This window comes from Haloarcula montana (genome assembly GCF_035666295.1).
Classification (GTDB): domain Archaea; phylum Halobacteriota; class Halobacteria; order Halobacteriales; family Haloarculaceae; genus Haloarcula; species Haloarcula montana.
The window spans coordinates 1,897,234-1,917,374 of sequence record NZ_CP142027.1; the positions used below are offsets into that span (position 1 = coordinate 1,897,234).

Here is a 20,141-nt window from a genome sequence, read left to right on the forward strand (position 1 = left end):
CCGGGTCGCATCCGCACCGAACCGCACGCCGGGACACGTCCACACGCCGTGTGAATCGCTATCGAAGGTCGCCCTCACGCGCAGGGTTTTTACGACCCGGCGTTCGAGAGGCAAACGCGCGGGCTCGTAGATCAGTGGCAGATCGCTTCCTTCGCAAGGAAGAGGCCCCGGGTTCAAATCCCGGCGAGTCCATATCCGGCGTATCACATTTTTCAGGCCCTCTACCGCTGTCTAGTCGCACCCATAATGAACTCTCCTGGAATCCGTCGTGGACTAGACGCACACCCGTTTCGACCACGGCCGAACCCTTATCTGATATTCAGGCGTATCGTGCTGTATGAGCACCGGACGTGAGATCCGTCTCATCGAAGAGGGCGATGGCTGGTGGTCGGCGGTAGACGAGGAAACCGGTGTTGCGAGTCAGGGACCGTCACGGACGGCGGCGCTCGAAAACCTCGATGAAGCCATCGAGCTTACCAAGGAAGCGAGAGCCGAGGACACAGCGGCTCCCGAACCCGATGCGCCGTGGTTCGAGGACTCGTGAATGGGCACGAGAGATTTTTCGGGCAGCGAAATCGTCACCGTCCTCCGGAAGTTCGGGTATCGCCACGACCGGACACGCGGTGACCACGCAATTCTCAAGTACACCCATCCCGAGACTGGCGAGAAACGGACCGTCACCGTACCGCTCCACGACCGAGTCCGCGTCGGAACACTGCAGCGCATTGCCGACCAGTGTGGTGCGAACGACTTCCACGCGTGGTGTGAGTGGATCGACGAGCATCGGTGAACATCGGTGTCACGGATCGAGCCGAATTCGAACTCACGAGTTGTTCGGTCGGGGTATCCCTGGACCGCACCACAGCGTCGGGGTTAGTCCGAATCTTTCACGCGGCGTGACGAAACCCCGACGAGTCCATCCCACCTTCTCGTCCTGTCGAACTCTTCGGATAAGGACGCTCGTCGCGCTTAGAAGAACAGGGCCGCCGCTTCGGACTCACGGAACTGGACTCCGGTTCGACCACCGAATCAGTCAGTCACGCTCACGTCTGGTCGGCTTCGGGATTGTTGGTCCGGCGGTACGAGCCGACCATCTTCCAGAGGGTGTCATTGAAGTCGTCGCCGTTCGCTTCGTCCTCGATCTGGCGGTACAGGTTCTCCGGGACTTCGATGCGAGGCATCGAGTGTGTATACTCCGGGAGGGATTATAAAATCCGTCTGACACGGAATCGAGTAAACAGTTGTTTTGTCTTGCGATTAGCGATCCACTCCGTAGAGCCATTTCGCCCCGAAGAAGACGAACCACGCCATCCAGACACAGAAGATCGTCAGCCACACGGCGTACTGGACGGTCGGGTTCGGAACGAGGAGATACGCCACCACCAGCAGGCAGCCGACGCTCAGGGCCGCGGCGGCGTCGTAGCGGTCGAGCGGCGGTGGCGAGACCATCGAGACCTACTGTGAGATCCCGTAGGTGTCGCCGGTCCAGTCCCTGACTGGGTGGTCGTAGACGGTCCGTTCGCGGTCGATCTCGTCGATACGCTGGTGGTCGTCGTCGTCCAAATCCCACTCGAACAGGTCCAGGTTGGCCCGGACGTGGTCCGGTGAGGTGGATTTCGGGAGGACGACGATGTCGTTCTCGACGGCCCATTTCAGGACGATCTGCGCCGGCGAGCGGTCGTACTTCCCGGAGAGGTCCTGGATCACGGGATCGCCGAACACCTCCGTACGAGCGAGTGGTGCGGCAGCCTCGACGACGGTGTTGGTCTCGTGGCAGTAGTCGACGACGTCGGGTTGGGTGTTCCAAGGGTGGTACTCGATCTGGTTGACCGCGATGGGAACCGGCGAGATGTGGTGTGCGGTCGAGAGCTGGTAGGCGCTGAAATTCGAGACGCCGACGTTCCGAACCAGCCCCTCCTCGTGGAGGTGACTCATCGCCTGGAGCGTCTCCCGCAGCGAGATCGCCGGGTTCGGCCAGTGGACCAGATAGAGGTCAAGGTAGTCGGTCCCCAGCCGTTCGAGCGAGGCCTCACAGGAGGTGATCACCGACTCGTAGTCGAGGTGTTTGGGGAGGACCTTCGAGGTGAGAAAGACGTCTTCGCGGTCGTAGTCCGCCAGTGCCTCGCCGATCGTGGCCTCGTTGTGGTAGCCTTCGGCCGTGTCGACGTGGCCGTAGCCGGCGTCGAGACCGGCACGCACGGACTGTGCGAGGGTATCTCCCTGGAGTTGCCAGGTACCGATCCCGACCATCGGGAGTTCGTCGCCGCTGGGCAGTGTCTTCGTGGGGGGTGTCACGGACGGTATCTCGCCCGCGGTCGGCAAAACCGTTGGGTCGCGTGTCACCCGCGTGACCCGATCGTCGTTATTCCACTGCCGGGGCAACGTCGACCGGCTCGCCCCGTTCGGCGCTACGGGCCAGGGCGTCGATCGCGCGCATGTTGCCCAGCGTCTCGGCGCGGTCGACAAGCGGGTCCGCTCCCGCCGACACAGCGTCGGCGAAGCCCTCAACCTGGAGACGGTACTGATCGACCGGGTCGAACGTCTCCGTCACCTCGCGGCCGTCGACGGCGTAGGTCAGCGAGACGGACTGGTCGGGTTCGGGGCCGAAACAGTCCCGTGCTTCGAGCCAGCCGTCGTCGGTCTCGACCCGGTACCGTTCGACGTGGGGCGAGTCGAACCCACAGGCGATCTGTGCGACCCGGCCGTCATCGTAGGCGAGCGTGCCGGCGAGGTTCGTGTCGACACCCGTCTCTCGGGAATCGGTCGCCTGGGCGAACGCCCGGTCCGGTTCGCCGAGGAACCCGCGGACCGCACTGACCGCGTAACAGCCCACGTCCATCAGGCTCCCGCCGGCCAGTTCCGGGTCTAGTCGGATGTCGCCGTCCCAATCCAGACGGAACTTGAACGACGACTCGACCGCGCGGAGTTCGCCCAGTTCCTCGCGGACGATCTCGCGGGCTCGCTGGGTTCTGGGGTGGAACTGGTACATGAACGCCTCCATCAGGGTCACGTCCCGATCGGCACAGTACTCGAAGAGGTCGATCGCCTCGGCGCTGTCGACCGTCAGTGGTTTCTCACAGAGGACGTGGTGGCCGTGATCGGCCGCTCGCTGGCTCCACTCGGCGTGGAGGGCGTTGGGAAGCGGGTTGTACACCGCGTCGATGTCAGCCTCGGCCAGAAGCGTCTCGTAGTCGCCGTAGGCCTCGGGGATGCCGAGGTCCGCTGCGACACGTCGCGCCCGTTCGGCGTCCCGGGAGCCGATGGCTGTGACCGTATGCTCGCTGGCCTGGATCGCGGGGATCACGGCTTCACGGCCGATCTTCGCCGTCGAGAGGATGCCAAAGCGCATGCATGGACCGACGTAGCCCGCCCTCCTAAACCCCCGTATCGGGGCGGCTCGTTTCGGCGTCGAGGCGAGCGGTCCGTTCGGCGACCGCGGCCATGTCCTCGGTCACGAACTCCCGGCGGTCGGGAGCGAGTTCCGCGGCGACCTCGTCGGCCCGTTCGACGTGTTCCCGTGCCTCCCGGAGCGCAGCCCAGGCGCCGTCCTCGTCGCCGCTCTTGGCGAGCCAGTCGCTGGTGTTCAGCCGATCCTGGGCCGCCGCTCGCCGGGCGCCGATGAGCGCGGTGGCGGTGTCGGCCACGGTGTCCCGGAGCTGCTCGGGGTCGCCCTCGAACCGTCGCTGTCGCCCCCAATCGAGCGTGACCGCGTCCTGATACCGTTCGAGCGCGGTCTCCCAGCGCTCGCTCGCGATCTGTGGGTCGTCGGTCTCCCGGGCAGCGTCGGCGGCCTCACGCGCCGCGTCCAGCGGGGCGCTGGCGAGCCGGTCACACTCCTCGTCGACGGCTGCAAGGCGTTCTTCCAGCGGGAGATCCGTCACGCCGTGGGCACGCGCCCGTCGATAGGCTTCGCGGGCACGTTCGTAGGCGTCGTAGGCCCTGGCGTACTCGCTTCGGTCCCAGGCGGAACGGGCCGTCTCGTGGGCTCTGGCACCTCGGGTCGCGGCGAGTCGGCCGCGTGCCTCAGCCATGCCGTGTTCGATGTCGTCGACGACGGCAGTCCTGCGTGCGACTGCGTCCGGCCCCAGTTCGTCGAGATGGTCCCGTGCGTCGGCTACCTCTGTCTCGGCTGCATCGAGGGCCTCCCTTGCGGCGTCTAACCGCCCGTCTTCGACAGCGTCGTGGGCCGAACTGACTCGATTGTCGGCCCGGTCGAACAGCGTCTCGGCGCGGGTCCAACACTGGACCGCTTCGTCGACGTACCTCGCGACCGGGTCGAGGTCGCCACGACAGGCGAACTGCCAGCGCTGTTGGCCGTCGGCGACGAGTTCGAGTGTCGAGGAGAGGAAGTTCGCGCTCGTCTCGACGGTCAGGACCTCGCGGTACGGCAAGGTGAACACCCGGTCGTCCTCGGCGTCGCCGCCGACGACGAACACCATTCGGCTGTCGGTGGCGATGGCGAACGCCCGATAGCTCCCGCTCGGGGCGTACGTGTCCGGGCCGCTGTGGATACAGGTGACGCCCCGCTTCTTGTTCCAGGCGACGTATCGGGCCTGTTCGGCGTCTCGAAGGTGTGTCGACAGCGGGAGACACAGCAGCGACCGCCCGAGAACGCCGTCGCTCTCGGTCCGGTCGAGGACGGCGTCGTCGGTCGCTGTGACATCGATCACCCGGTCCATCCGGCCACCCTGGCAGTACACACCACTTGTGTTACGTTGTTGTTATCCGGAAATAAGCGCTTCGTCCACGGTTAGTGTGGATGACTCCCACCGGTTGGCTGGCGTTGTGGGGCCTGTTTCGAGAGGTCGGCGACACAGGTCCGACAGAACCGATAGTTCGGGTCGTTAGTCGTTCCACACTGTGGGCAGTCCACCCGTTCTCCGCGTCCGCCAAGCGGCTGTGTCTGCTCGCCCTCGGACTCGGTCGTGGCCGTCTCGTCACGACTGCGGTAGGCGTACAGCATCGTCAGCACGTGGATGCCCACCAGCAGCGCGATGGCACCGTACAGCCACTCGGTCCCCACCATACGAGATACTACGACGAGCCGACACTTGAGGGTTGTGGATAGTTACCACACTAGGACGGATCGGCGCCCTGTCGGGCCGTCGGCGGACAGCTGTCCAGTTTCTACCGCCCGCAGAGACAAACGCTTAGAAGCTCGACCACATACCGGGTGGTGATGGACCCCGACGAGGGAGCGATGCTCCCCGTGCTTCTCGACCAGACACTCGACAAAATCGTCCTCGTGGACGCCGACGGCGAGTATCTGTACGTCAACGCGGCCGCCAGACGAATCCTCGGCTTCGAGCCCGAGACGCTCGTCGGGACCAACGCGTTCGAGTACATCCATCCCGTGGATCGGGACCCGACTTGGGCGACCTTCGAGTCGGTCGTCGACGCCGACGAACCGATTGCAGAGACGGTCTCGTACCGGCATCGCGACAGCGAGGGTGGGTGGATCTGGCTGGAAAGCCGGTTCTCGAACCGAACCGACGAGAGCCTCGGTGGGTACGTCATCAGCTCTCGGGAGATCACACGCCGGCGGGAGGCCGAACGCGAACGTGCCGCGGTCGAAGAGCAGTTCATCGAACTCTCACAGGCTGCCAACGACGTGCTCTGGCTGTTCGAGGGCGACTGGAGCGAACTCCTCTTTCTCAACTCCGCCTACGAGACCGTCTACAGGCAATCCTCCGACGAGGTCCGGGCCGACCCGACGGCGTTTCTCGACACCGTCCATCCCGACGACGTCGATCTGGTCGTCGACGCGATGGACCGACTCTCGGCCGGCGAGGCCGTCGATATCGAATACCGTGTCAATCCGGATCGCGACTACGGCGTCTGGGTCTGGGTCCAGGGGACACCGATCATCAGGGACGGGACCGTCGACCGCATCGCCGGGTTCACCCGCGACATCTCGGACCGTCGGCGTCGGGAACGCCAACTCGTCGTGATGGGAAACATCCTCCGGCACAACCTCCGGAACGACATGACGACGATCGTGGGAAACGCCGAACTGATCGCCGACCGGGGCGGCGAGGCGGTGGAACCGTTCGTCGAGACGATCGTCCGGGTCGGGGAGGCACTGCTCGAGGACGCCGAAACCCAGCGCCGGATCATCGACCTGCTCACCGATCACGAGGTACCGACGGTCCGTGATATCGCCGCCATCGTCGAGACCGAAGTGGCGACGCTCCGGGAGACGTATCCCGACGCCGTCGTCGAGACCGATATCCCGGCGACAGCCGACGCTGCGGCGCTGCCCGAGATCGCCGCCGCCGTCGGCGAACTACTCGACAACGCCGTTGTCCACGCCGAGACCGACGCCCCGACAGTGGCGGTGTCGGTCCGCGTCGACGAGCAGTGGGTGACCGTCGAGGTGTGTGACGACTGTCCGCCGATTCCGCGGGAGGAGTTCCGGGTGTTGACCGGCGAGCAGCCGATGGACGAGGTCACACACACGACCGGACTCGGGCTCTGGCTGGTCTTCTGGAGCGTCGATCTCTCCGGGGGGCGCATCGAGTTCGACGAGACCGACCGCGGGAACCGCATCAGTATCTCGTTGCCGGTGCGCTGACCCGAGATTCAAGTGCAGTGGCGGGGCCAAGACCCCACGATGCGAGCACTGCATACGCTTCGGAGGTGCTGATGGGTCGCCGGACGCTCGTCGTCCGACCGCGCTCCCGTGGCCGGGTCGCCCTCCGTGTCGCACATTGGGGCGTCGACGCCGACCCGATCGGACAGTCACAGCCACTGGCCGGTGACGTGTCCGCCCGAGCGGTCTGGATCGAACTCGACGCCACCTACGACCGGGTGGCCGTCGTCGACGGTACGACACGGAGCTACTGCGTCTGCTGGCTCGACCCGACGCTCTCGGACGCCGACGACGTGGCACTCGCGACGGCGGCCGACCTCGACAGCCTGCGCGCGTGGTGGGTCGAGACGAAAAGCCGTGCCTGCGCGGACCGACAGCGGCGCCGCCCCCGTGTCGTCCGTTCGGGACTGGTGCGGGCACTGGAGCGGCGGGCACGGACCGCGTTCCCGCCCGACGACACGCCATTTTTATCGGCCGACCGCTAACCGACAGCCGTGACCGCCGAGAGTGCCGTCGAGACGCTGAGCTATCCGGCCCCCGACACCGCGTGTGACCTCGTCCAGCGGGGCATCGACCGCGGCGCGATGGTGACCCTGTTCGGTCGCTGTGCCGTCGAGTACGAGGGCCGGGCCGAGAGTTCTCTGGCCCCTGGCGACCGACACGTTACGCTCAAGCCCGACGGCGCCGCGCTGGTCCACACCGACGAGGGCCAACAGCCGGTCAACTGGCAGCCGCCGGGGTGTGAACACACCGTCGCCGTCACCGACGGGACCCTGCTGGTCCGGTCGACCCGGGAGACGCCCGCCGAGCGACTGGCGATCACCTTCGAGCGGGTGGCCCACGCCGCTGCCTTCGACGTGAGCGATCCGGAAGACCTGGCGCTGACTGGGACCGAGGCCGACCTCAAAGAACGGATTCTGGACACCCCGTCGCTCGTCGAGGACGGGCTCACGCCGCTGGCGACCGAGCGCGAGACGCCGGCCGGGGCCGTCGACATCTACGCGGAGGACGCGGCCGGTCGGACGGTCGTCCTCGAACTGAAACGGCGGCGGGTCGGCCCGGACGCGGTCGGCCAACTGGACCGCTACGTCGAGGCGCTCGCCCGGGAACTCCACGCCGAGACCGAGGTCCGCGGTATCCTGGTCGCCCCGTCGGTCACCGACCGCGCCCGCCAGTTGCTGGCCGAGAAGGGCCTGGAGTTCGTCTCGCTCGAACCGCCCTAACCGGACACTGCGACCCGATCGCCGTCGGAAACGACGACCCCGCTACGAGAACGCGAGGCACTCGACCCCCGACTCGTCGCCAAACAGCGCGACAGCGCGTCGGTGTCGACTGCGTCGTTCAGCGACGGGAGCACGTCGAGGGGGACGCCTTCGATCGTCGCGGGTGTTCGGACGACCCGGTGTGGGAGATTCCTGGCACTCGTTGTGAGATTCGCCCAGGGGGCTGCAGTGGGTCCCGGTGTTGCTACTCGTAGACCATGACGGCACCGTCGAAGTCGACGCGCACGCGGTAGCCGGCGTACTCGAACACGAGGTGTCCCGTCGTGGTCGATGTCGTGACGAAGGCAGCGAGGCCGTCCGTATCGACGTTCGCGCCCAGCGGGGGCAGTTCGGTCGCCGAGCGTCCGTCCACGGCGGCGACCGCCTGTGCGACCGTCTCGACGACGCCACGGTTCTCGACGTGTGTCTCGGCCAGCGGAGGGGGATGGTCTCGCACTGGTTCTGGCTCCACCCTCGATACGATAGCCAGTCAAAAGGGGCGTGTGGCTAGCTGCTTAAGCACTGCCTACCGGGTTCGTGGCAACACTCTTGTCACTCGTCGTGCTACTGTCTCACATGAGCTTCGAGGCCGGTGACAAACGGCAGGCGACCCGCCTGGAGTTCGATCTCTCGGCCGGTACGTACCCCTTCGTCGTCGCGTCGGCACGCTCCTCGTGTACGATCGCACTCCAGAACTGCCTCCCGCGTGGTGACGGCGCGTACGCCGAGTTCTTCACTGTCGAGGATGGTAACCCGGAGGTGTTCGTCGACTGCGTCGCCGACCGACGGGCCGACGCAGAGGTTCTGAACCGGACGGCCGGGGGTGGGCTCGTCGAGGTCGATGTCGAGGAGCACTGTCCGGTCGTCACCCTCACCGACGCCGGAGCGGTCCCGCGGACGGCCAGGGGGACCGACGGCGACGGCGCGGTCGTCGCCGACGTGCCGGCAGCCACCGATACCACGGCGGTGATCGAGTCGTTCCTCGATACCTACCCGGTGGCCGAACTGACCGCGAAACGACAGCGGGAGTCGATCACCCCGCTGTTTGGCTTCCAGGACTACGCCGCGCTCACGGACAGCCTGACCGACCGCCAGCGCGAACTGCTCGCGGCGGCACACGAGGCAGGCTACTACGGGTGGCCCCGCGAGACGACTGCCGAGGAGTTGGCTGGTCGACTGGATATCTCCGCACCGACGCTGCACAAGCACCTCCGAGCGGCCGAGCGGAAACTCGCCGCCACGCTGCTCGCCTGTCCGTCCGAGGAGTCCGCGCTCGGCAACTGATCACTCGACCCTGTCCGCTAGCGATGCCAGCGTGTTCATCGCTTCGAGCGGCGTCATCGTCGCTACGTCGGTCTCTCTCAGAGCCTCCCGAACCGACGGCGGGAGGGACTCGTCCCCGTCTCCGGTGTCGCCGTCGGGGTCGCCGCTACCCGCGCCGTGCCCGTTCGTCGCCGGGTCGCCGGTCGGCGGAGCAGACTGCTCTCGCTCGCGATCCAGCAGCGCCCGCGAGCGTTCGACGACCGACTCGGGGACACCGGCCATCTGAGCCACCTCGACGCCGTAGGAGGCAGCCGCCGGGCCGGCGGCGAGTTCGTGGTCGAAGACGACCTCGTCCCCGGGGCTGGTCTCGAAGTGACGGTTGACGACACCCGGGAGATCGGCAGCCGCGTCGGTCAACTCGTGGTGGTGAGTCGCAAACAGCGTGTAGGCGCCGACCTCGTCGTGGAGGTACTCCGTGACCGCCCGTGCGATCGCCAGGCCGTCGGCCGTCGAGGTCCCGCGGCCGACCTCGTCCAACAGGACCAGCGAGTCCTCGGTCGCCGACTGGAGGATCGTCGCGAGTTCGGTCATCTCGATCATGAACGTCGAGCGGCCGCCGGCGATGTCGTCGCTGGCCCCGACCCGGGTGAACACCCGGTCCAGGATCGGGACGGACGCCGACTCGGCGGGGACGAAGCTCCCGGCCTGTGCCAGCAGGCAGAGACAGGCCACCTGGCGCATGTAGGTGGACTTCCCGCTCATGTTGGGGCCGGTGATGACCGCAAAGCGGGGCGGCCGGTCGTCGTCCGCCTGGTCGCCAATCGCGCCCAGGCGGGTGTCGTTCGGGACGAACGCGTCCTCGGCCCGTTCGACGACCGGGTGGCGACCGGCGGTGATGTCGATGCCGTCCGCGCCGACCGTCGGCCGGACGTAGTCGTACCGGGCGGCGACGGTCCCGAAGGAGACGAGCACGTCCAGTCGCGCCAGGCGGTCGGCCAGCGCCTGGATCCGCTCGGCCTCGTCGGCGACCGTCTCACGGACCGCACGGAAGAGGTCGTACTCCAGATCGTCGGCCGCGGTCTCGGCCCGCATGATCTCCTCCTCGCGGGCTTTCAGTTCCGGCGTGTAGAACCGCTCGCTGTTCTTGAGCGTCTGGCGGCGCTGGTAGTCCTCCGGCACCGAATCGAGGTTGGCGTTCGTCACCTCGATGTAGTAGCCGTGGACGCTGTTGTGGCCGACCTTCAGCGAGTCGATGCCGGTCCGTTCCCGCTCGGTGGCTTCGAGGTCGTCGATCCACTGCTTGCCCGACCGCTCGGTCGAGCGCAACTCGTCTAACTCCTCGTCGTACCCTTCTCTGATGACGCCGCCCTCGGTGATCTCCTGGGGCGGGTCCGGCCGGATCGCAGCCTCGATCTCCTCGCGGACGGCCGCGAGTGGGTCCAGCGTCGCGTGCAGATCTCCGAGCAGCCGGGCGTCGGCGTCGGCCAACTGCTCGCGGATGTCGGGAACGACCGACAGCGTCGCTGCCAGCGAGCGCAGGTCCCGAGCGTTGGCTCGGCCCCGCGAGACCCGCGAGACGAGCCGTTCGAGGTCGTAGACCTCGTTCAGCAGGTCGTGGAGCCGCTCGCGCGTGGCGGGGTCCCGTTTCAGCGCCGCGACGGCCTCGTGGCGGGCGGCGATGCGGTCCTCGTCCAACAGCGGCCGGCGGAGCCAGTCGGTCAGTTCCCGCCGGCCCAGCGCACAGGCCGTCTCGTCGACCGTGTCGACCAGCGTGCGGTTCTCGTGGCCCCGGACCGATCGGCGCTCGAACAGTTCCAGGCTCTCGACGGCGACCGCGTCTAAGAGCATGTACTCCCGTGGATCGTACCGCGTGAGGTGGTTGAGGTACGCAAGCGTCTCCGTCGGGTCGTCCTCGCCGGTCGGTTCGCCGTCGGGACCGACCGCGCCGCTGTTGCCCCGCGTGTACTCCGCGTAGGCCAGCAACGCCCCACAGGCCCGTCTCTCGCTGTCGCCGGCAAGCAGTCGCTCGGGCGGGCCGAAGTACCGTTCGACGAGGTCGGCGGCGGCATCCCGTTCGAAGGCCGACGGGTCGTACGCCGAGACGAGACAGGACGGCCCGAAGACCGCCTCCTTGTCGACCTCGACGCCGGGGCCGACGATCGCTTCGGCCGGGCCGAAGCGGCTCAACTCGTCGGTCACTGCCGTCTCCGAACCGACGCTGGTCGCGTAACAGTCCCCCGTCGAGACGTCCAACAGCGCCAGCCCGTACTGCTCGCCGCCGGCCAGCGCCGCGACGTAGTTGTTGTCCGCGCCGCCGAGCAGTTCGGCCTCGGTCAACGTTCCGGGCGTGACGATGCGGGTGACAGCCCGCTCGACGACGCCGCTGACCTCGTCGGGGTCCTCGACCTGGTCGGCGATCGCGACCCGGTAGCCCGCGTCCAGCAGCGTCTCGACGTAGGACTCCGCGTTGTCGATTGGGATGCCGGCCATCGGGTACTCGCCGGTGGAGTCGGTCCGCTGGGTCAGCGTGATCTCACAGAGCCGGGCGACCCGCTCGGCCGCCTCACAGAAAGCTTCGTAGAAGTCCCCGACCTGGAAGAGCACGAGCGCGTCGTCGTACTGCCGGCACAGCTCGAAGTACTGTGCCATCATCGGCGTCAGTTCGTCGTCCAGCTCGGCCATCTTCTCCGGTGGGCCAAGCGCAGCGTCCATGGACGACCAGCGGGGGCGGGCGGTCAAATACCCCACGGTCGGCTCTCTCACCCAGTGGTGTCGCCGTCAGGGTGTGGCTCGTCGACCGTCTGTTCGTCGGGCTGGTCCCCGTCCGTTCGGTCGCCGTCGGCGTCGTGGTCGAGGGGGTCGATCCCTTCGGTGTCCTCGTCCAGCGGGTCCGCGGGAGCGTCGTACCGGAACCACTGCTCGCTCCCGAGCACGAGACAGGCACCCCTCTCGGGGTCCTCGATGACTCTGTTGTCCGTGTCGATGGCCACGTCGACGAGCCCTTCGAGGGAGTCGACGGTCACCGTGGGTGGCCCGTCCGCCTCCGTCGGCACCCGGCCGGTGGTTATCCACTCGTCGAACTCCCCACGCGTCTCCCGGTAGGCGAGCCACCCCCGTTCGGCCTCCGAGACGTCCAGCCGGCCGGTGTATCTCGCCCATGTGAGACCGAGTAGCCCACACAGCGCGATTCCGAGCAGCAGCGGGCTGCCGACCCGTCGGACCGGCCCGTATTCGGCGGGGACGGTGACGGGCTCGCTTTGACTGTCGGATTCGACGACCGGGCCGGGGTTGCTGACGCGATAGACGCCCCCGTCGGCCGTTATACGCAGCCGGTTCGTCCTCGTGACATCGACCGGTTGGCCGTTCCGCGTCCCCGAGACGTTCGTCCGTGCGAGGACGGAGACTTCGAGCGTTCCGGGCGATCCGCCGAGTTGCTCCTCGATCCGCTGAGCCTCCGCGGTCGCTGCTGTGACGTTCACCGAGAACGGGACGCTTGTCCGTTCGTTCGGCGCCAGTGACCCCTCACTGGCCGCTGCCAACGGCCGCTCGACGGACCAGTAGACGGTCGTGTTCTCGCCCTCGGTTGCGCCGACCGAGCGAAAGACGAGGAGGACCGTGGTGGTCGTGTTCAGCGTGCCCTCGTCACTGGCCGCGTAGGTGTAGGTCACCGACCCGTTCAGCTGCGGGCTGATCCGCTGGAAGTAGACGTTCCGGTTCCGAAGCACTGTCCCCTCCCCGAATGCGTCGGTTCCGTTTACGACGCGTGCCCGGTGCGAGAAGTCGAACGTCGAACGCCAGGAGGAGACCTCCCGCGCCTCCGTCGTCGTCCCCGGTTCGACGTGAGTCGTATACGCGAGGTAGCCGCCGACAGCCCCGCCGATCAGGAGGACGGCAACGAGCACGGCGAAGTTGTCAGCGACGACCGTCCGCAGTCGTCGGTTCCGACGGTTCATTCTCATTGGAATACTGGTTACTGTGTGGTAATATCTTGGATCGTAACACTACTTGAGTCGGGAGACGAACCGGTCGAGGCGGGAGGGGGCCTCCCGCGAGCGCGAGCGTACCCGGCCGGTGTCGACGAACGCTGCGCCGAGCAGATAGAACGACCCTGCAAGGAGCGCGTCGATGACGACGATCGGCAGCCAGGGGTGTATCCGGTAGAGACTCCGTATCGTCGACTGCGGCAGGAGATGCAGGTACCGGTACTCGACGACGAAATACCGGTAGTAGCCGGTCTCTGGCGGGGCCGTGATACTGATCGTCCCGTTGACCGTCGACCGGGCCGGTACCACCGTCTCCCGCGGTTCGAACGCGACGCCATCGGTCACCGGGTCGACGTAGGTGACCATCGGGACGAACCCGCCGTTGCCCAGGATGTACCGGGATGATTCGGTCGTCCCCTGTTCGATGACGCGGAGGCCCGGGGAGTCGCTCTCGGAACTGACGACGCCGAACTCCTGTGACCCGGACGGCCCGATCATCGCGGCTGTCGCCGACAGGACGACCGCTCCGGCCAGGACGAGCAGTATCAGCCGGACACTCACGCCCGTCTGTCGGGAGGTATCGCGTTGTTCGCGCTCCCGATCCCCGCCCAGCAGGATGTCGACGGCGTAGCCGGCGACCGACAGCGCCACCAGCAGGTACGCGATCCCCTGTGTCCCGAGCAGCGAGCGTGTCCCGGCAAGCCGGGCCAGCTGTCCCTGGGCCGCCCCCAGCGTCTCCTGTGTCCCCGACACGAGGAGGCCGACGCCGGGGATGGAGACGACCGTTCCGGCGGGCTGCCAGACGACGGCGACGATCTGGGCCTCGGTCACCGGCGGCTCGTCGCTGTCCTGGTCGGTGAACGGGTTGTTGTCCCCCCGGGTGATGTACCCCCGGTCGGTCCGGTCGACGACGCGGTGGGTCGTCAGCCCGCCGCCCTGTATCTCCTCGGCCCGGAACGTGACGACGTCGCCCTCCTCGACCGGGCCGGCCAGCGCCGCCGGAATCGCGACGAACCCGTCGCCCGGGTTCAGCGTCGGCTGCATGCTCCCCGTCGTGACGTAGCCCAACAGGACCGGCTGTCCGAGCAGTTGCCCGACCACCATTGACACGAGGAACACCACGACGATCACCTCTAGCAGTGTCTCGGTCCAACCCCGCACCGTCATCGGCAGCGATTGGACCTCCACCTATAAATTTCTAGTGACATGATCGGTTATTGTAACTTCTTCATATCGCCAGACGCTCCTCGATAGCGACCAGTGTGAACGAACCGATGAATCCCAGCGCGTACCCGACCAGATGAACGTACAGGTTCAAGACCCCGCCCCCGAGGACCGGGTCGATGGGAAAGGTGACGAAAGGAACAGTCAGAAACAGGCCGGTCGCGAGGACGAGCAACTCGAAGTGGCCGGAACGGGTCGTCGTGGTACGCAGGGTCGCCATCAGTGCCGTGACGTGGTCGCGCACCGCCAGCGTGTACAGTGTTAGCACCAGTGTCAGCGCCGCTACGAGGCCGATCAGCGATGCGACGAGGACCGAGGTAACCGGAACGGTGACACCACGGACCGGGACACTCACCCGGGTAGTGGCGACGGCACCGAGTGTCAATGCTGTGATCAGCTGGAGCCCCGAGAAGAACAGTAACGGCGCGGTCGTCTCCGTCGGGGCCACGTCGAACCGCCGTTCGAGATGGGCGGCGATCGCCAGTGGGAGATAGCCGTACAGCGTCATCGCCACGCCCGAGAAGCCGACGCTTATGCCCTCGCGGACGATCGCCAGGTTCAGGTACGACAGGAGGGGCGGACAGACGAGCACGAACGAGACGAACACGACCCGAAATCGTTGCCGGTGGCCGCTCACGACGCTCAGTAGGTAGACGGTCGGCGCGAGGACGGCGTACGCGAGGAGGTTCCGGTGCAGATGTGTCTCGTTCAGGTGGACGAACGGCGCGGCGACCGCTGTCCCGAACGAGGGGGCGGCGTACTCGAAGACGAGCGACCGGCGGACGGACGCCGGCAGTGACGCGACCGCGATCAACAGCGCAGGCACGGTGAGCAGGAGCACAACGTCGACGGCGGTGGCGCTGTCCAACAGCTCGCTCACTGTCGGCGTCGTATCGTCGTCCATCGTTCGCTCGGTGGAAGACTCGCCTGGTCCGTTCATTCCGATTGAAGGTCGTCCCCCCGTGCCCGCTCGGCCGCTCGGCGCAGCAGGTACGCCGACAGGAGCAGGACGAGGAGTGCTCCAAAGACGACTCCCGGGTTCTGTGCGAACCCGCCCAGTTCCGTCGGCTGGCCGCCGACTGGGGCTTGATCCGCGACCCTCCCGGCATCGGTCGGACTCGGCGTGGCCGTCGGTGTCACATCGTTGACTCCACCTATCGACGACGAGCCGACGCCGCCGTCGGTTGTCGAGGTCGGTGTGGTGGCGTTCCCTTCCGGCGTCGCTGTCGGCGTCCTCCTATCACCGTCGTCGTCTTCGTCGGTATCGGTTGGCGTCTCAGTCGCCGTTGGCGTCGTGTCGTCGCCGTCGTCGGTTAGCGACGGCTCTAGCGTCGGTATCGGCTCGGGCGTCTCCGCCGGTGCCGGCGTCGATTCGTCGGGCGGTTCCGCGTGGACGGTGAAGGAATCGGCCTGCTCGACATCGTGATCCCCACGGGTGTCGATCCGCAGTCCCACGTGAACGGTCGCGTTCGGCCCGAGCACGACCGCTTTGTCCTCCCGTTCGAGGGTGCTGGCTGCGCCCCCGCTGCGGTAGAACCGGAGGTCCTCGGCGTCGTTGGTCAGCCACACTTTCGCTTGCTCGGCCCCCGTGTACGTGATCGTGAACACGTCGTCGATGCGGGTGGTCGCGTTCTCCTTGACGCCATCCGCATCGGCGTATGGGTTCGATTCATCCACTACGATCTCTATCTCGCCGCTCTCGTCGAGTACTGCGTACCGCCCGTTCGGCCCTTCCGCGGGCGCGAGGTGGACTTCGTCGGTGATCGAGTCGGTGCCCGACTGGGTGAACGGCGCCGCGCCCGTCGGCACGAGCAACACTACCGACGCCAGTGCGAGCACGGCGACGAGGATGAGTGTGCGTCGGGCCACAGCGGTCTCTTCGGCTATTGCCTGAGCTACAGTATTGTATTTCTCTCTATGCGGGTGCGAAAAGAGCGTTAGATGGTGTCTGAAACGGAATTCGATGGCCTGTGACTGCTACCCGATGGCCGAGATCTGGCTGTCGGGGTGATCCGTCTCCGACTGCTGTCCGACTCCGATTGGATGGTGAATCTCGTCTCGGGTAGTCCAGTTCGGCCGTCACGACAACCGACGGACCACGTCGACTGGACCCCACAAAAAGGGGAGACACGGTTCCTCGCTGGCCTCGTTCGAGAGCCCATCCCGCAGTCAGTGATCGAGAACAGGGATGACTTACGGGGCTCTCGTCGGTGCCTCAACTCGTGGGGAGAATTTCGGAGTACTGGCGTACTCCAGGGGTATCTACTTCTGGCCGTCGTCCGAATCGTACTACCGCTAGCTCTGACTCGCACTCCCGTAGGGGCCGTCTTCATCCGTGACGGAAATGGTGATCTCGCCACCGGGCAGACTACCCATGTCTCGCGTGTCGATCATCACGCCAACCAGCGTGGAGTTGCCTGAATCGAGACCGCCGCCACTCGCGTTGGTACTCTCGTACCCCTGGTAGTTGTCCCAGCTCGGGTAGAAGCTGTCCTCGGGGTAGTTGCCGCTGTACTCCTCGTAGACCTCTTTGGGAACGAACTCCCACCTCTCCGGGTTGGCTAGTCCGGACTTGTCGATAGTGATGTCCAGGTCGTTCGGTCCATTGTTGATCATCCTGAACACTCCATCGAACGTCGTCACGCTATCTGCGTTCACACCTCCGCCCCCTTCTCCGTTGTCGTCGAAGTTCAACACTAGTTGCTTACCGTTCACCTGCGCGTACGGTGAGGGCGCCTCCAGCCCTAGGTACGCGGATTCGTCACCGGCCACATTGACGTTGACACTACGGGTTGCCTCGGTACTTGCGAACGCACCGGTACCCATTGCGGCCGCCGAGCCGGCGGCGAGCGATCCAGCTGCGATCAAGAATTTGCGTCGTTGCATTGGTCGTTACCTCGTTGGCACCCACCCCCAAAGGGTCGGTGCGCTATCAGACACCAGAGACGCTATGGGCATTGTAGTCCGCTCTTTGAGCAAAATAGTAGATCGATTGAACGACCGTATACCCTGTTTGAACTGAGCGGGTGAGTCGATCGAACCGAGCAAACTGTCCGAGAACCTGGACAATACTGCGAACTGCCGACCGATGTCAGCGTCCGACCGGCCCAACAGCCGTGCTCTGGATATCGACGCTATCCGAACCTAGGTACGGGTTCGCTTCGCCTATTAAAACCGCTATCTTGTCATTTTCGTTGAATCCGGCGTATCTCCCGTCGAACCGGCACCCCTCCCAACCCTAGCTAGGTCGATTCGAACGTATCGATGTCTACGGATGAGGATGCTTATTCGGCCGGTTCGGATTCTGGTGGGCCGTCTTGGTCGGCATCCCTCGCGTAAATCGTGACTTCGCCTTCTAAGTCCTCGACACTAGTGTCTCCAGTCGTATCGATCTCGATACCTGGCGTCATATGGGCTCCTTCCCCGAGCCCTTCTTTCCTGTTTTCCCATCCATTGAGACTGTTCTCGTCTGGATCACTGAACCGGTAGAACGTTACACCGTCCATATCGGTTTCAAACCACACGTCTACCGACTGCGTTCCGAGGTTCGAAATCCTGAAGACACCGTCAAACTGCATCACTGAATCCGGATTCACTCCTTGCGGATCGGGTTCACCGGCACCGAGATCCCGTTCCCCAAAGTTCAAACTAAGCGTGTTCTCCTCAATGGACGAGAACAGTGAATTATCGCCTTTCCCGTTAGCGCTCAGCTTGAGATACCCGTTCGAGTCTTCGGCTACACTAACGGTTAGATCACGATCCGCTTCGGCACTCGTAAACGCGCCAGTACCCATTGCGGCCGCCGAACCGGCGGCGAGCGATCCCATTCCGATCAGGAATTTGCGTCGTTGCATTGGTCGTTACCTCGTTGGCACCCATCCCCAAGGGGTCGGTGCGCTACCGGATACCAGAGACGCAACGGGCATTGTAGTAGTCTCTATGACACGAGTGCATAGACCGATTGAACCACGACATACGCTGTTTGAACCGAGCGTATCGTCCCGTCAGATGTGGTCATACCGAGTGAGAAACCGGGAATAGACTCTTTGAACTCCCGATAGATCGTGGTCGATCGGTGATCTCACACGCCGTCTCGAAAACGGAGGGTTATCCGCCAGCAGCGCCGGTATTGTATGGATTCCGAAGTGAAGATTTCGCCCGAAGGCAGTCTATTCTTCCCCCTCAAAATCCAAAACTAACAACAACTTTATGACCTTCTGATATAGAACTGAACTGTAGTCGTCACAAACACTATCGGCAGTGTTCGATAGCTCCAGGGTGGGAGGGAACATGAGTAAATCACAGTCACAGGACGCTGGTGGCATCGATATCGATCAGTTACGAGTGCCGGAGACGGAGGTCGGAAACGAATCGCTGACGCGGGACGAGATCTTCGAGATGTTGAGCAACCGGCGACGCCGGTTCGTCATCCGGTATTTAAAAAACGAAGAACAGGTAGGAACACTCTCCGACTTGGCGGAACAGGTCGCTGCTTGGGAGAACGACAGCAGTATCCGGGAGATCTCTTCGAGCGAGCGCAAGACGGTGTACTCCTCGCTCCAGCAGTTCCACCTCCCGAAGATGGACGAAACCGGCATCGTCGAGTTCGACCGTCGAGCCGGCGTCGTCGAGCTGACCGACACCGCCGCCGAACTCGACATCTATCTCGAAATCGTCGATCGGTACGACATCCCGTGGAGCTTCTACTACATGGGCCTCAGCGCTATCGGCGCGATCCTCGTCGGATTCGCCTCGCTGGGCATCCAACCGTTCGTCGCGATCCCGCCGACCGGGTGGACGGTCTTCCTCATCGGGGCGTTCGGCGTCTCGTCGCTGTCGCATTTCCTCCTCTCGCGGGGGATGCGACTGGAGTCCGCCGATAATCCGGCGGAGGTCGAGGATGTATAGGCGACTCGCGCTCGTGCTCGCGCTGGCCGCAGCGGCGATGCTGACTGTCTCGGCGCAGGGGTTCAGTTCGGTTTCGGCCGATCGGCAGGTGTCCGTCGACGTGGTCGGCGACGAGGACGCGTACATGTCCTTACGGTACGAGGATATCTCCCTGAACGCCGACTCACACGAGACGGTCGAGATCGAGTTCCTGGGAGTGAGTAACCACTTCAACCAACCGATCAATTTCACCGTCCGATACGCTGTCGGGTCCGACGGGGTAGACGGGCCAAGTCGGGAGGTCGAAACGCACGAGGACGTCGACATCGGCGAGTCGTTCGACGTATCGACGACTGCGGAGTGTACCCCTTCGGACACGATCGAGCGGACTGTCTCGTTCGATGTCCAAGCAAACGGTGGCAGCGTCTTCGCCGAGACGACAAGTCCACGGACGGTTGCGTACACCGTCACCTGTGCGGACAAGCAGACCGCGACGGGCCAACGGAGCCAGACGGACGTTCGATTCAACGGGAGACGTGGGGTAGTCTCCGTCTCGGGACTCGGTACAGACGCTGACCGAAACGCGACTGTCTGGGTGCTGGACGGAGCGGACGGCGTGGTTACTCAACACGACGTTGTGGTGCCCACGAACGGGAGACTCACGAACAATTACGGTTCCAAAGAGGCTATCGCCGCCGTCTCGCTGGACGCGACCGGCGAGATCTACGTCCATCCCGCCCTCCAGCGGACGAGTGAGGGCGGCGACTTGCTGATCGGGGATGGGTCGGACAAGCCCGCCGACCCGGTCTGTGACGGAATAGGCTCCCCGAAACGGTTACAGGGTACTTCGGAACTCGCCTGTCCCTCCTGAGGTAGTTCCCCGGCCACTGCGTTCCTCCCTATCGTCGGTATTCGGCAGTCCTCGACGCG

At 65.1% G+C, this 20,141-nt stretch carries 22 protein-coding genes and 1 tRNA gene; 9 read left to right on the forward strand and 14 right to left on the reverse strand.

Going from position 1 to position 20,141, the window contains the following annotated elements; translation table 11 throughout:
* The first annotated feature begins 120 nt into the window (after window positions 1–120).
* The 3 genes from VJ109_RS09930 (at window position 121) to VJ109_RS09940 (ending at window position 790) form a co-directional block, all read left to right on the forward strand.
* A tRNA-Ala gene (locus VJ109_RS09930) sits at window positions 121–192 on the forward strand.
* A 145-nt stretch (window positions 193–337) separates the two neighbouring features.
* Window positions 338–544, forward strand: coding sequence for a type II toxin-antitoxin system HicB family antitoxin (locus VJ109_RS09935; protein WP_324756429.1), 207 nt, complete (start codon window positions 338–340; stop codon window positions 542–544).
* Entirely contained in the window at window positions 545–790 is a 246-nt protein-coding gene (locus VJ109_RS09940) for a type II toxin-antitoxin system HicA family toxin (protein WP_324756431.1), read from the forward strand.
* Window positions 791–1,043: 253 nt separating this feature from the next.
* Here the strand turns inward: VJ109_RS09940 and VJ109_RS09945 are convergent, their stop codons facing one another.
* From VJ109_RS09945 to VJ109_RS09970, 6 genes are all read right to left on the reverse strand, one after another.
* On the reverse strand, window positions 1,044–1,181 hold the full coding sequence (locus VJ109_RS09945) for a DUF8556 family small protein (protein ID WP_276223124.1): 138 nt from the start codon (window positions 1,179–1,181) through the stop codon (window positions 1,044–1,046).
* A 76-nt stretch (window positions 1,182–1,257) separates the two neighbouring features.
* Window positions 1,258–1,449: a hypothetical protein gene (locus tag VJ109_RS09950; RefSeq protein WP_324756434.1), complete on the reverse strand. Its 192-nt coding sequence runs from the start codon at window positions 1,447–1,449 to the stop codon at window positions 1,258–1,260.
* Window positions 1,450–1,455: 6 nt separating this feature from the next.
* The gene (locus VJ109_RS09955) at window positions 1,456–2,295 is read right to left on the reverse strand and encodes an aldo/keto reductase (protein WP_434737254.1); all 840 of its coding nucleotides are present in this window, start codon (window positions 2,293–2,295) and stop codon (window positions 1,456–1,458) included.
* A 67-nt stretch (window positions 2,296–2,362) separates the two neighbouring features.
* Entirely contained in the window at window positions 2,363–3,349 is a 987-nt protein-coding gene (locus VJ109_RS09960; RefSeq protein WP_324756436.1) for a Gfo/Idh/MocA family protein, read from the reverse strand.
* 25 nt (window positions 3,350–3,374) lie between these two features.
* Window positions 3,375–4,679, reverse strand: a complete 1,305-nt coding sequence (locus tag VJ109_RS09965) for a hypothetical protein (RefSeq protein ID WP_324756438.1) — start codon at window positions 4,677–4,679, stop codon at window positions 3,375–3,377.
* Window positions 4,680–4,750: 71 nt separating this feature from the next.
* Entirely contained in the window at window positions 4,751–5,026 is a 276-nt protein-coding gene (locus tag VJ109_RS09970; RefSeq protein ID WP_324756440.1) for a DUF7577 domain-containing protein, read from the reverse strand.
* Between the two features lie 153 nt (window positions 5,027–5,179).
* Between VJ109_RS09970 and VJ109_RS09975 the strand changes: the two genes are divergently transcribed.
* From VJ109_RS09975 to nucS, 3 genes are all read left to right on the forward strand, one after another.
* Window positions 5,180–6,574 (forward strand): PAS domain S-box protein, encoded by a 1,395-nt coding sequence (locus VJ109_RS09975; protein ID WP_324756441.1) that lies wholly within the window; start codon window positions 5,180–5,182, stop codon window positions 6,572–6,574.
* A 71-nt stretch (window positions 6,575–6,645) separates the two neighbouring features.
* Complete coding sequence (locus tag VJ109_RS09980) at window positions 6,646–7,077, forward strand: hypothetical protein (RefSeq protein WP_324756442.1); 432 nt, start codon at window positions 6,646–6,648, stop codon at window positions 7,075–7,077.
* A 9-nt stretch (window positions 7,078–7,086) separates the two neighbouring features.
* On the forward strand, window positions 7,087–7,815 hold the full coding sequence (gene nucS, locus VJ109_RS09985; RefSeq protein ID WP_324756444.1) for an endonuclease NucS: 729 nt from the start codon (window positions 7,087–7,089) through the stop codon (window positions 7,813–7,815).
* 244 nt (window positions 7,816–8,059) lie between these two features.
* Here nucS and VJ109_RS09990 read toward each other — a convergent pair whose 3' ends face one another.
* Window positions 8,060–8,311 carry a HalOD1 output domain-containing protein gene (locus tag VJ109_RS09990; RefSeq protein WP_324756446.1) on the reverse strand — a complete coding sequence of 84 codons (252 nt, stop codon included), beginning with the start codon at window positions 8,309–8,311 and terminating at the stop codon, window positions 8,060–8,062.
* A gap of 119 nt (window positions 8,312–8,430) precedes the next feature.
* On the opposite strand from VJ109_RS09990, the gene VJ109_RS09995 reads away from it, so the two are divergent.
* Entirely contained in the window at window positions 8,431–9,138 is a 708-nt protein-coding gene (locus VJ109_RS09995) for a helix-turn-helix domain-containing protein (RefSeq protein WP_324756447.1), read from the forward strand.
* On the opposite strand, the gene mutS is transcribed toward VJ109_RS09995, so the two are convergent.
* The 7 genes from mutS to VJ109_RS10030 form a co-directional block, all read right to left on the reverse strand.
* Window positions 9,139–11,829 carry a DNA mismatch repair protein MutS gene (mutS, locus tag VJ109_RS10000; protein WP_324756449.1) on the reverse strand — a complete coding sequence of 897 codons (2,691 nt, stop codon included), beginning with the start codon at window positions 11,827–11,829 and terminating at the stop codon, window positions 9,139–9,141.
* Between the two features lie 47 nt (window positions 11,830–11,876).
* Window positions 11,877–13,070, reverse strand: coding sequence for a DUF5305 domain-containing protein (locus VJ109_RS10005; RefSeq protein ID WP_324756451.1), 1,194 nt, complete (start codon window positions 13,068–13,070; stop codon window positions 11,877–11,879).
* Window positions 13,071–13,118: 48 nt separating this feature from the next.
* Complete coding sequence (locus VJ109_RS10010) at window positions 13,119–14,267, reverse strand: signal peptidase I (protein WP_324756453.1); 1,149 nt, start codon at window positions 14,265–14,267, stop codon at window positions 13,119–13,121.
* Between the two features lie 61 nt (window positions 14,268–14,328).
* Window positions 14,329–15,228, reverse strand: a complete 900-nt coding sequence (locus VJ109_RS10015; protein ID WP_324756455.1) for a hypothetical protein — start codon at window positions 15,226–15,228, stop codon at window positions 14,329–14,331.
* A gap of 32 nt (window positions 15,229–15,260) precedes the next feature.
* Window positions 15,261–16,193: a hypothetical protein gene (locus tag VJ109_RS10020; RefSeq protein ID WP_324756456.1), complete on the reverse strand. Its 933-nt coding sequence runs from the start codon at window positions 16,191–16,193 to the stop codon at window positions 15,261–15,263.
* Between the two features lie 426 nt (window positions 16,194–16,619).
* A complete protein-coding gene (locus VJ109_RS10025; protein ID WP_324756457.1) occupies window positions 16,620–17,210 on the reverse strand; it encodes a hypothetical protein in 591 nt (196 codons plus the stop codon).
* Window positions 17,211–17,608: 398 nt separating this feature from the next.
* Window positions 17,609–18,178: a hypothetical protein gene (locus VJ109_RS10030; RefSeq protein WP_324756458.1), complete on the reverse strand. Its 570-nt coding sequence runs from the start codon at window positions 18,176–18,178 to the stop codon at window positions 17,609–17,611.
* A 436-nt stretch (window positions 18,179–18,614) separates the two neighbouring features.
* Here VJ109_RS10030 and VJ109_RS10035 point away from each other — a divergent pair, with 436 nt between their 5' ends.
* Window positions 18,615–19,232 (forward strand): DUF7344 domain-containing protein, encoded by a 618-nt coding sequence (locus VJ109_RS10035; RefSeq protein WP_324756460.1) that lies wholly within the window; start codon window positions 18,615–18,617, stop codon window positions 19,230–19,232.
* Complete coding sequence (locus tag VJ109_RS10040; RefSeq protein ID WP_324756461.1) at window positions 19,225–20,082, forward strand: hypothetical protein; 858 nt, start codon at window positions 19,225–19,227, stop codon at window positions 20,080–20,082. The genes VJ109_RS10035 and VJ109_RS10040 overlap by 8 nt, the downstream gene beginning before the upstream one ends.
* The last annotated feature ends 59 nt before the right edge of the window (window positions 20,083–20,141 follow it).

Bases quoted from the DNA above. Each gene is read 5' to 3' on its own strand.
- VJ109_RS10010 (WP_324756453.1), bottom strand. From the start codon at position 14,267: ATGACGGTGCGGGGTTGGACCGAGACACTGCTAGAGGTGATCGTCGTG.
- VJ109_RS09950 (WP_324756434.1), bottom strand. From the start codon at position 1,449: ATGGTCTCGCCACCGCCGCTCGACCGCTACGACGCCGCCGCGGCCCTG.
- VJ109_RS09980 (WP_324756442.1), top strand. From the start codon at position 6,646: ATGGGTCGCCGGACGCTCGTCGTCCGACCGCGCTCCCGTGGCCGGGTC.
- VJ109_RS10025 (WP_324756457.1), bottom strand. From the start codon at position 17,210: ATGCAACGACGCAAATTCTTGATCGCAGCTGGATCGCTCGCCGCCGGC.
- VJ109_RS09970 (WP_324756440.1), bottom strand. From the start codon at position 5,026: ATGGTGGGGACCGAGTGGCTGTACGGTGCCATCGCGCTGCTGGTGGGC.
- VJ109_RS10030 (WP_324756458.1), bottom strand. From the start codon at position 18,178: ATGCAACGACGCAAATTCCTGATCGGAATGGGATCGCTCGCCGCCGGT.
- VJ109_RS10035 (WP_324756460.1), top strand. From the start codon at position 18,615: ATGAGTAAATCACAGTCACAGGACGCTGGTGGCATCGATATCGATCAG.
- VJ109_RS09965 (WP_324756438.1), bottom strand. From the start codon at position 4,679: ATGGACCGGGTGATCGATGTCACAGCGACCGACGACGCCGTCCTCGAC.
- VJ109_RS09945 (WP_276223124.1), bottom strand. From the start codon at position 1,181: ATGCCTCGCATCGAAGTCCCGGAGAACCTGTACCGCCAGATCGAGGAC.
- VJ109_RS10040 (WP_324756461.1), top strand. From the start codon at position 19,225: ATGTATAGGCGACTCGCGCTCGTGCTCGCGCTGGCCGCAGCGGCGATG.
- VJ109_RS09935 (WP_324756429.1), top strand. From the start codon at position 338: ATGAGCACCGGACGTGAGATCCGTCTCATCGAAGAGGGCGATGGCTGG.
- VJ109_RS09975 (WP_324756441.1), top strand. From the start codon at position 5,180: ATGGACCCCGACGAGGGAGCGATGCTCCCCGTGCTTCTCGACCAGACA.
- VJ109_RS09995 (WP_324756447.1), top strand. From the start codon at position 8,431: ATGAGCTTCGAGGCCGGTGACAAACGGCAGGCGACCCGCCTGGAGTTC.
- VJ109_RS09960 (WP_324756436.1), bottom strand. From the start codon at position 3,349: ATGCGCTTTGGCATCCTCTCGACGGCGAAGATCGGCCGTGAAGCCGTG.
- mutS (WP_324756449.1), bottom strand. From the start codon at position 11,829: ATGGACGCTGCGCTTGGCCCACCGGAGAAGATGGCCGAGCTGGACGAC.
- VJ109_RS09940 (WP_324756431.1), top strand. From the start codon at position 545: ATGGGCACGAGAGATTTTTCGGGCAGCGAAATCGTCACCGTCCTCCGG.
- VJ109_RS10015 (WP_324756455.1), bottom strand. From the start codon at position 15,228: ATGGACGACGATACGACGCCGACAGTGAGCGAGCTGTTGGACAGCGCC.
- VJ109_RS10005 (WP_324756451.1), bottom strand. From the start codon at position 13,070: ATGAACCGTCGGAACCGACGACTGCGGACGGTCGTCGCTGACAACTTC.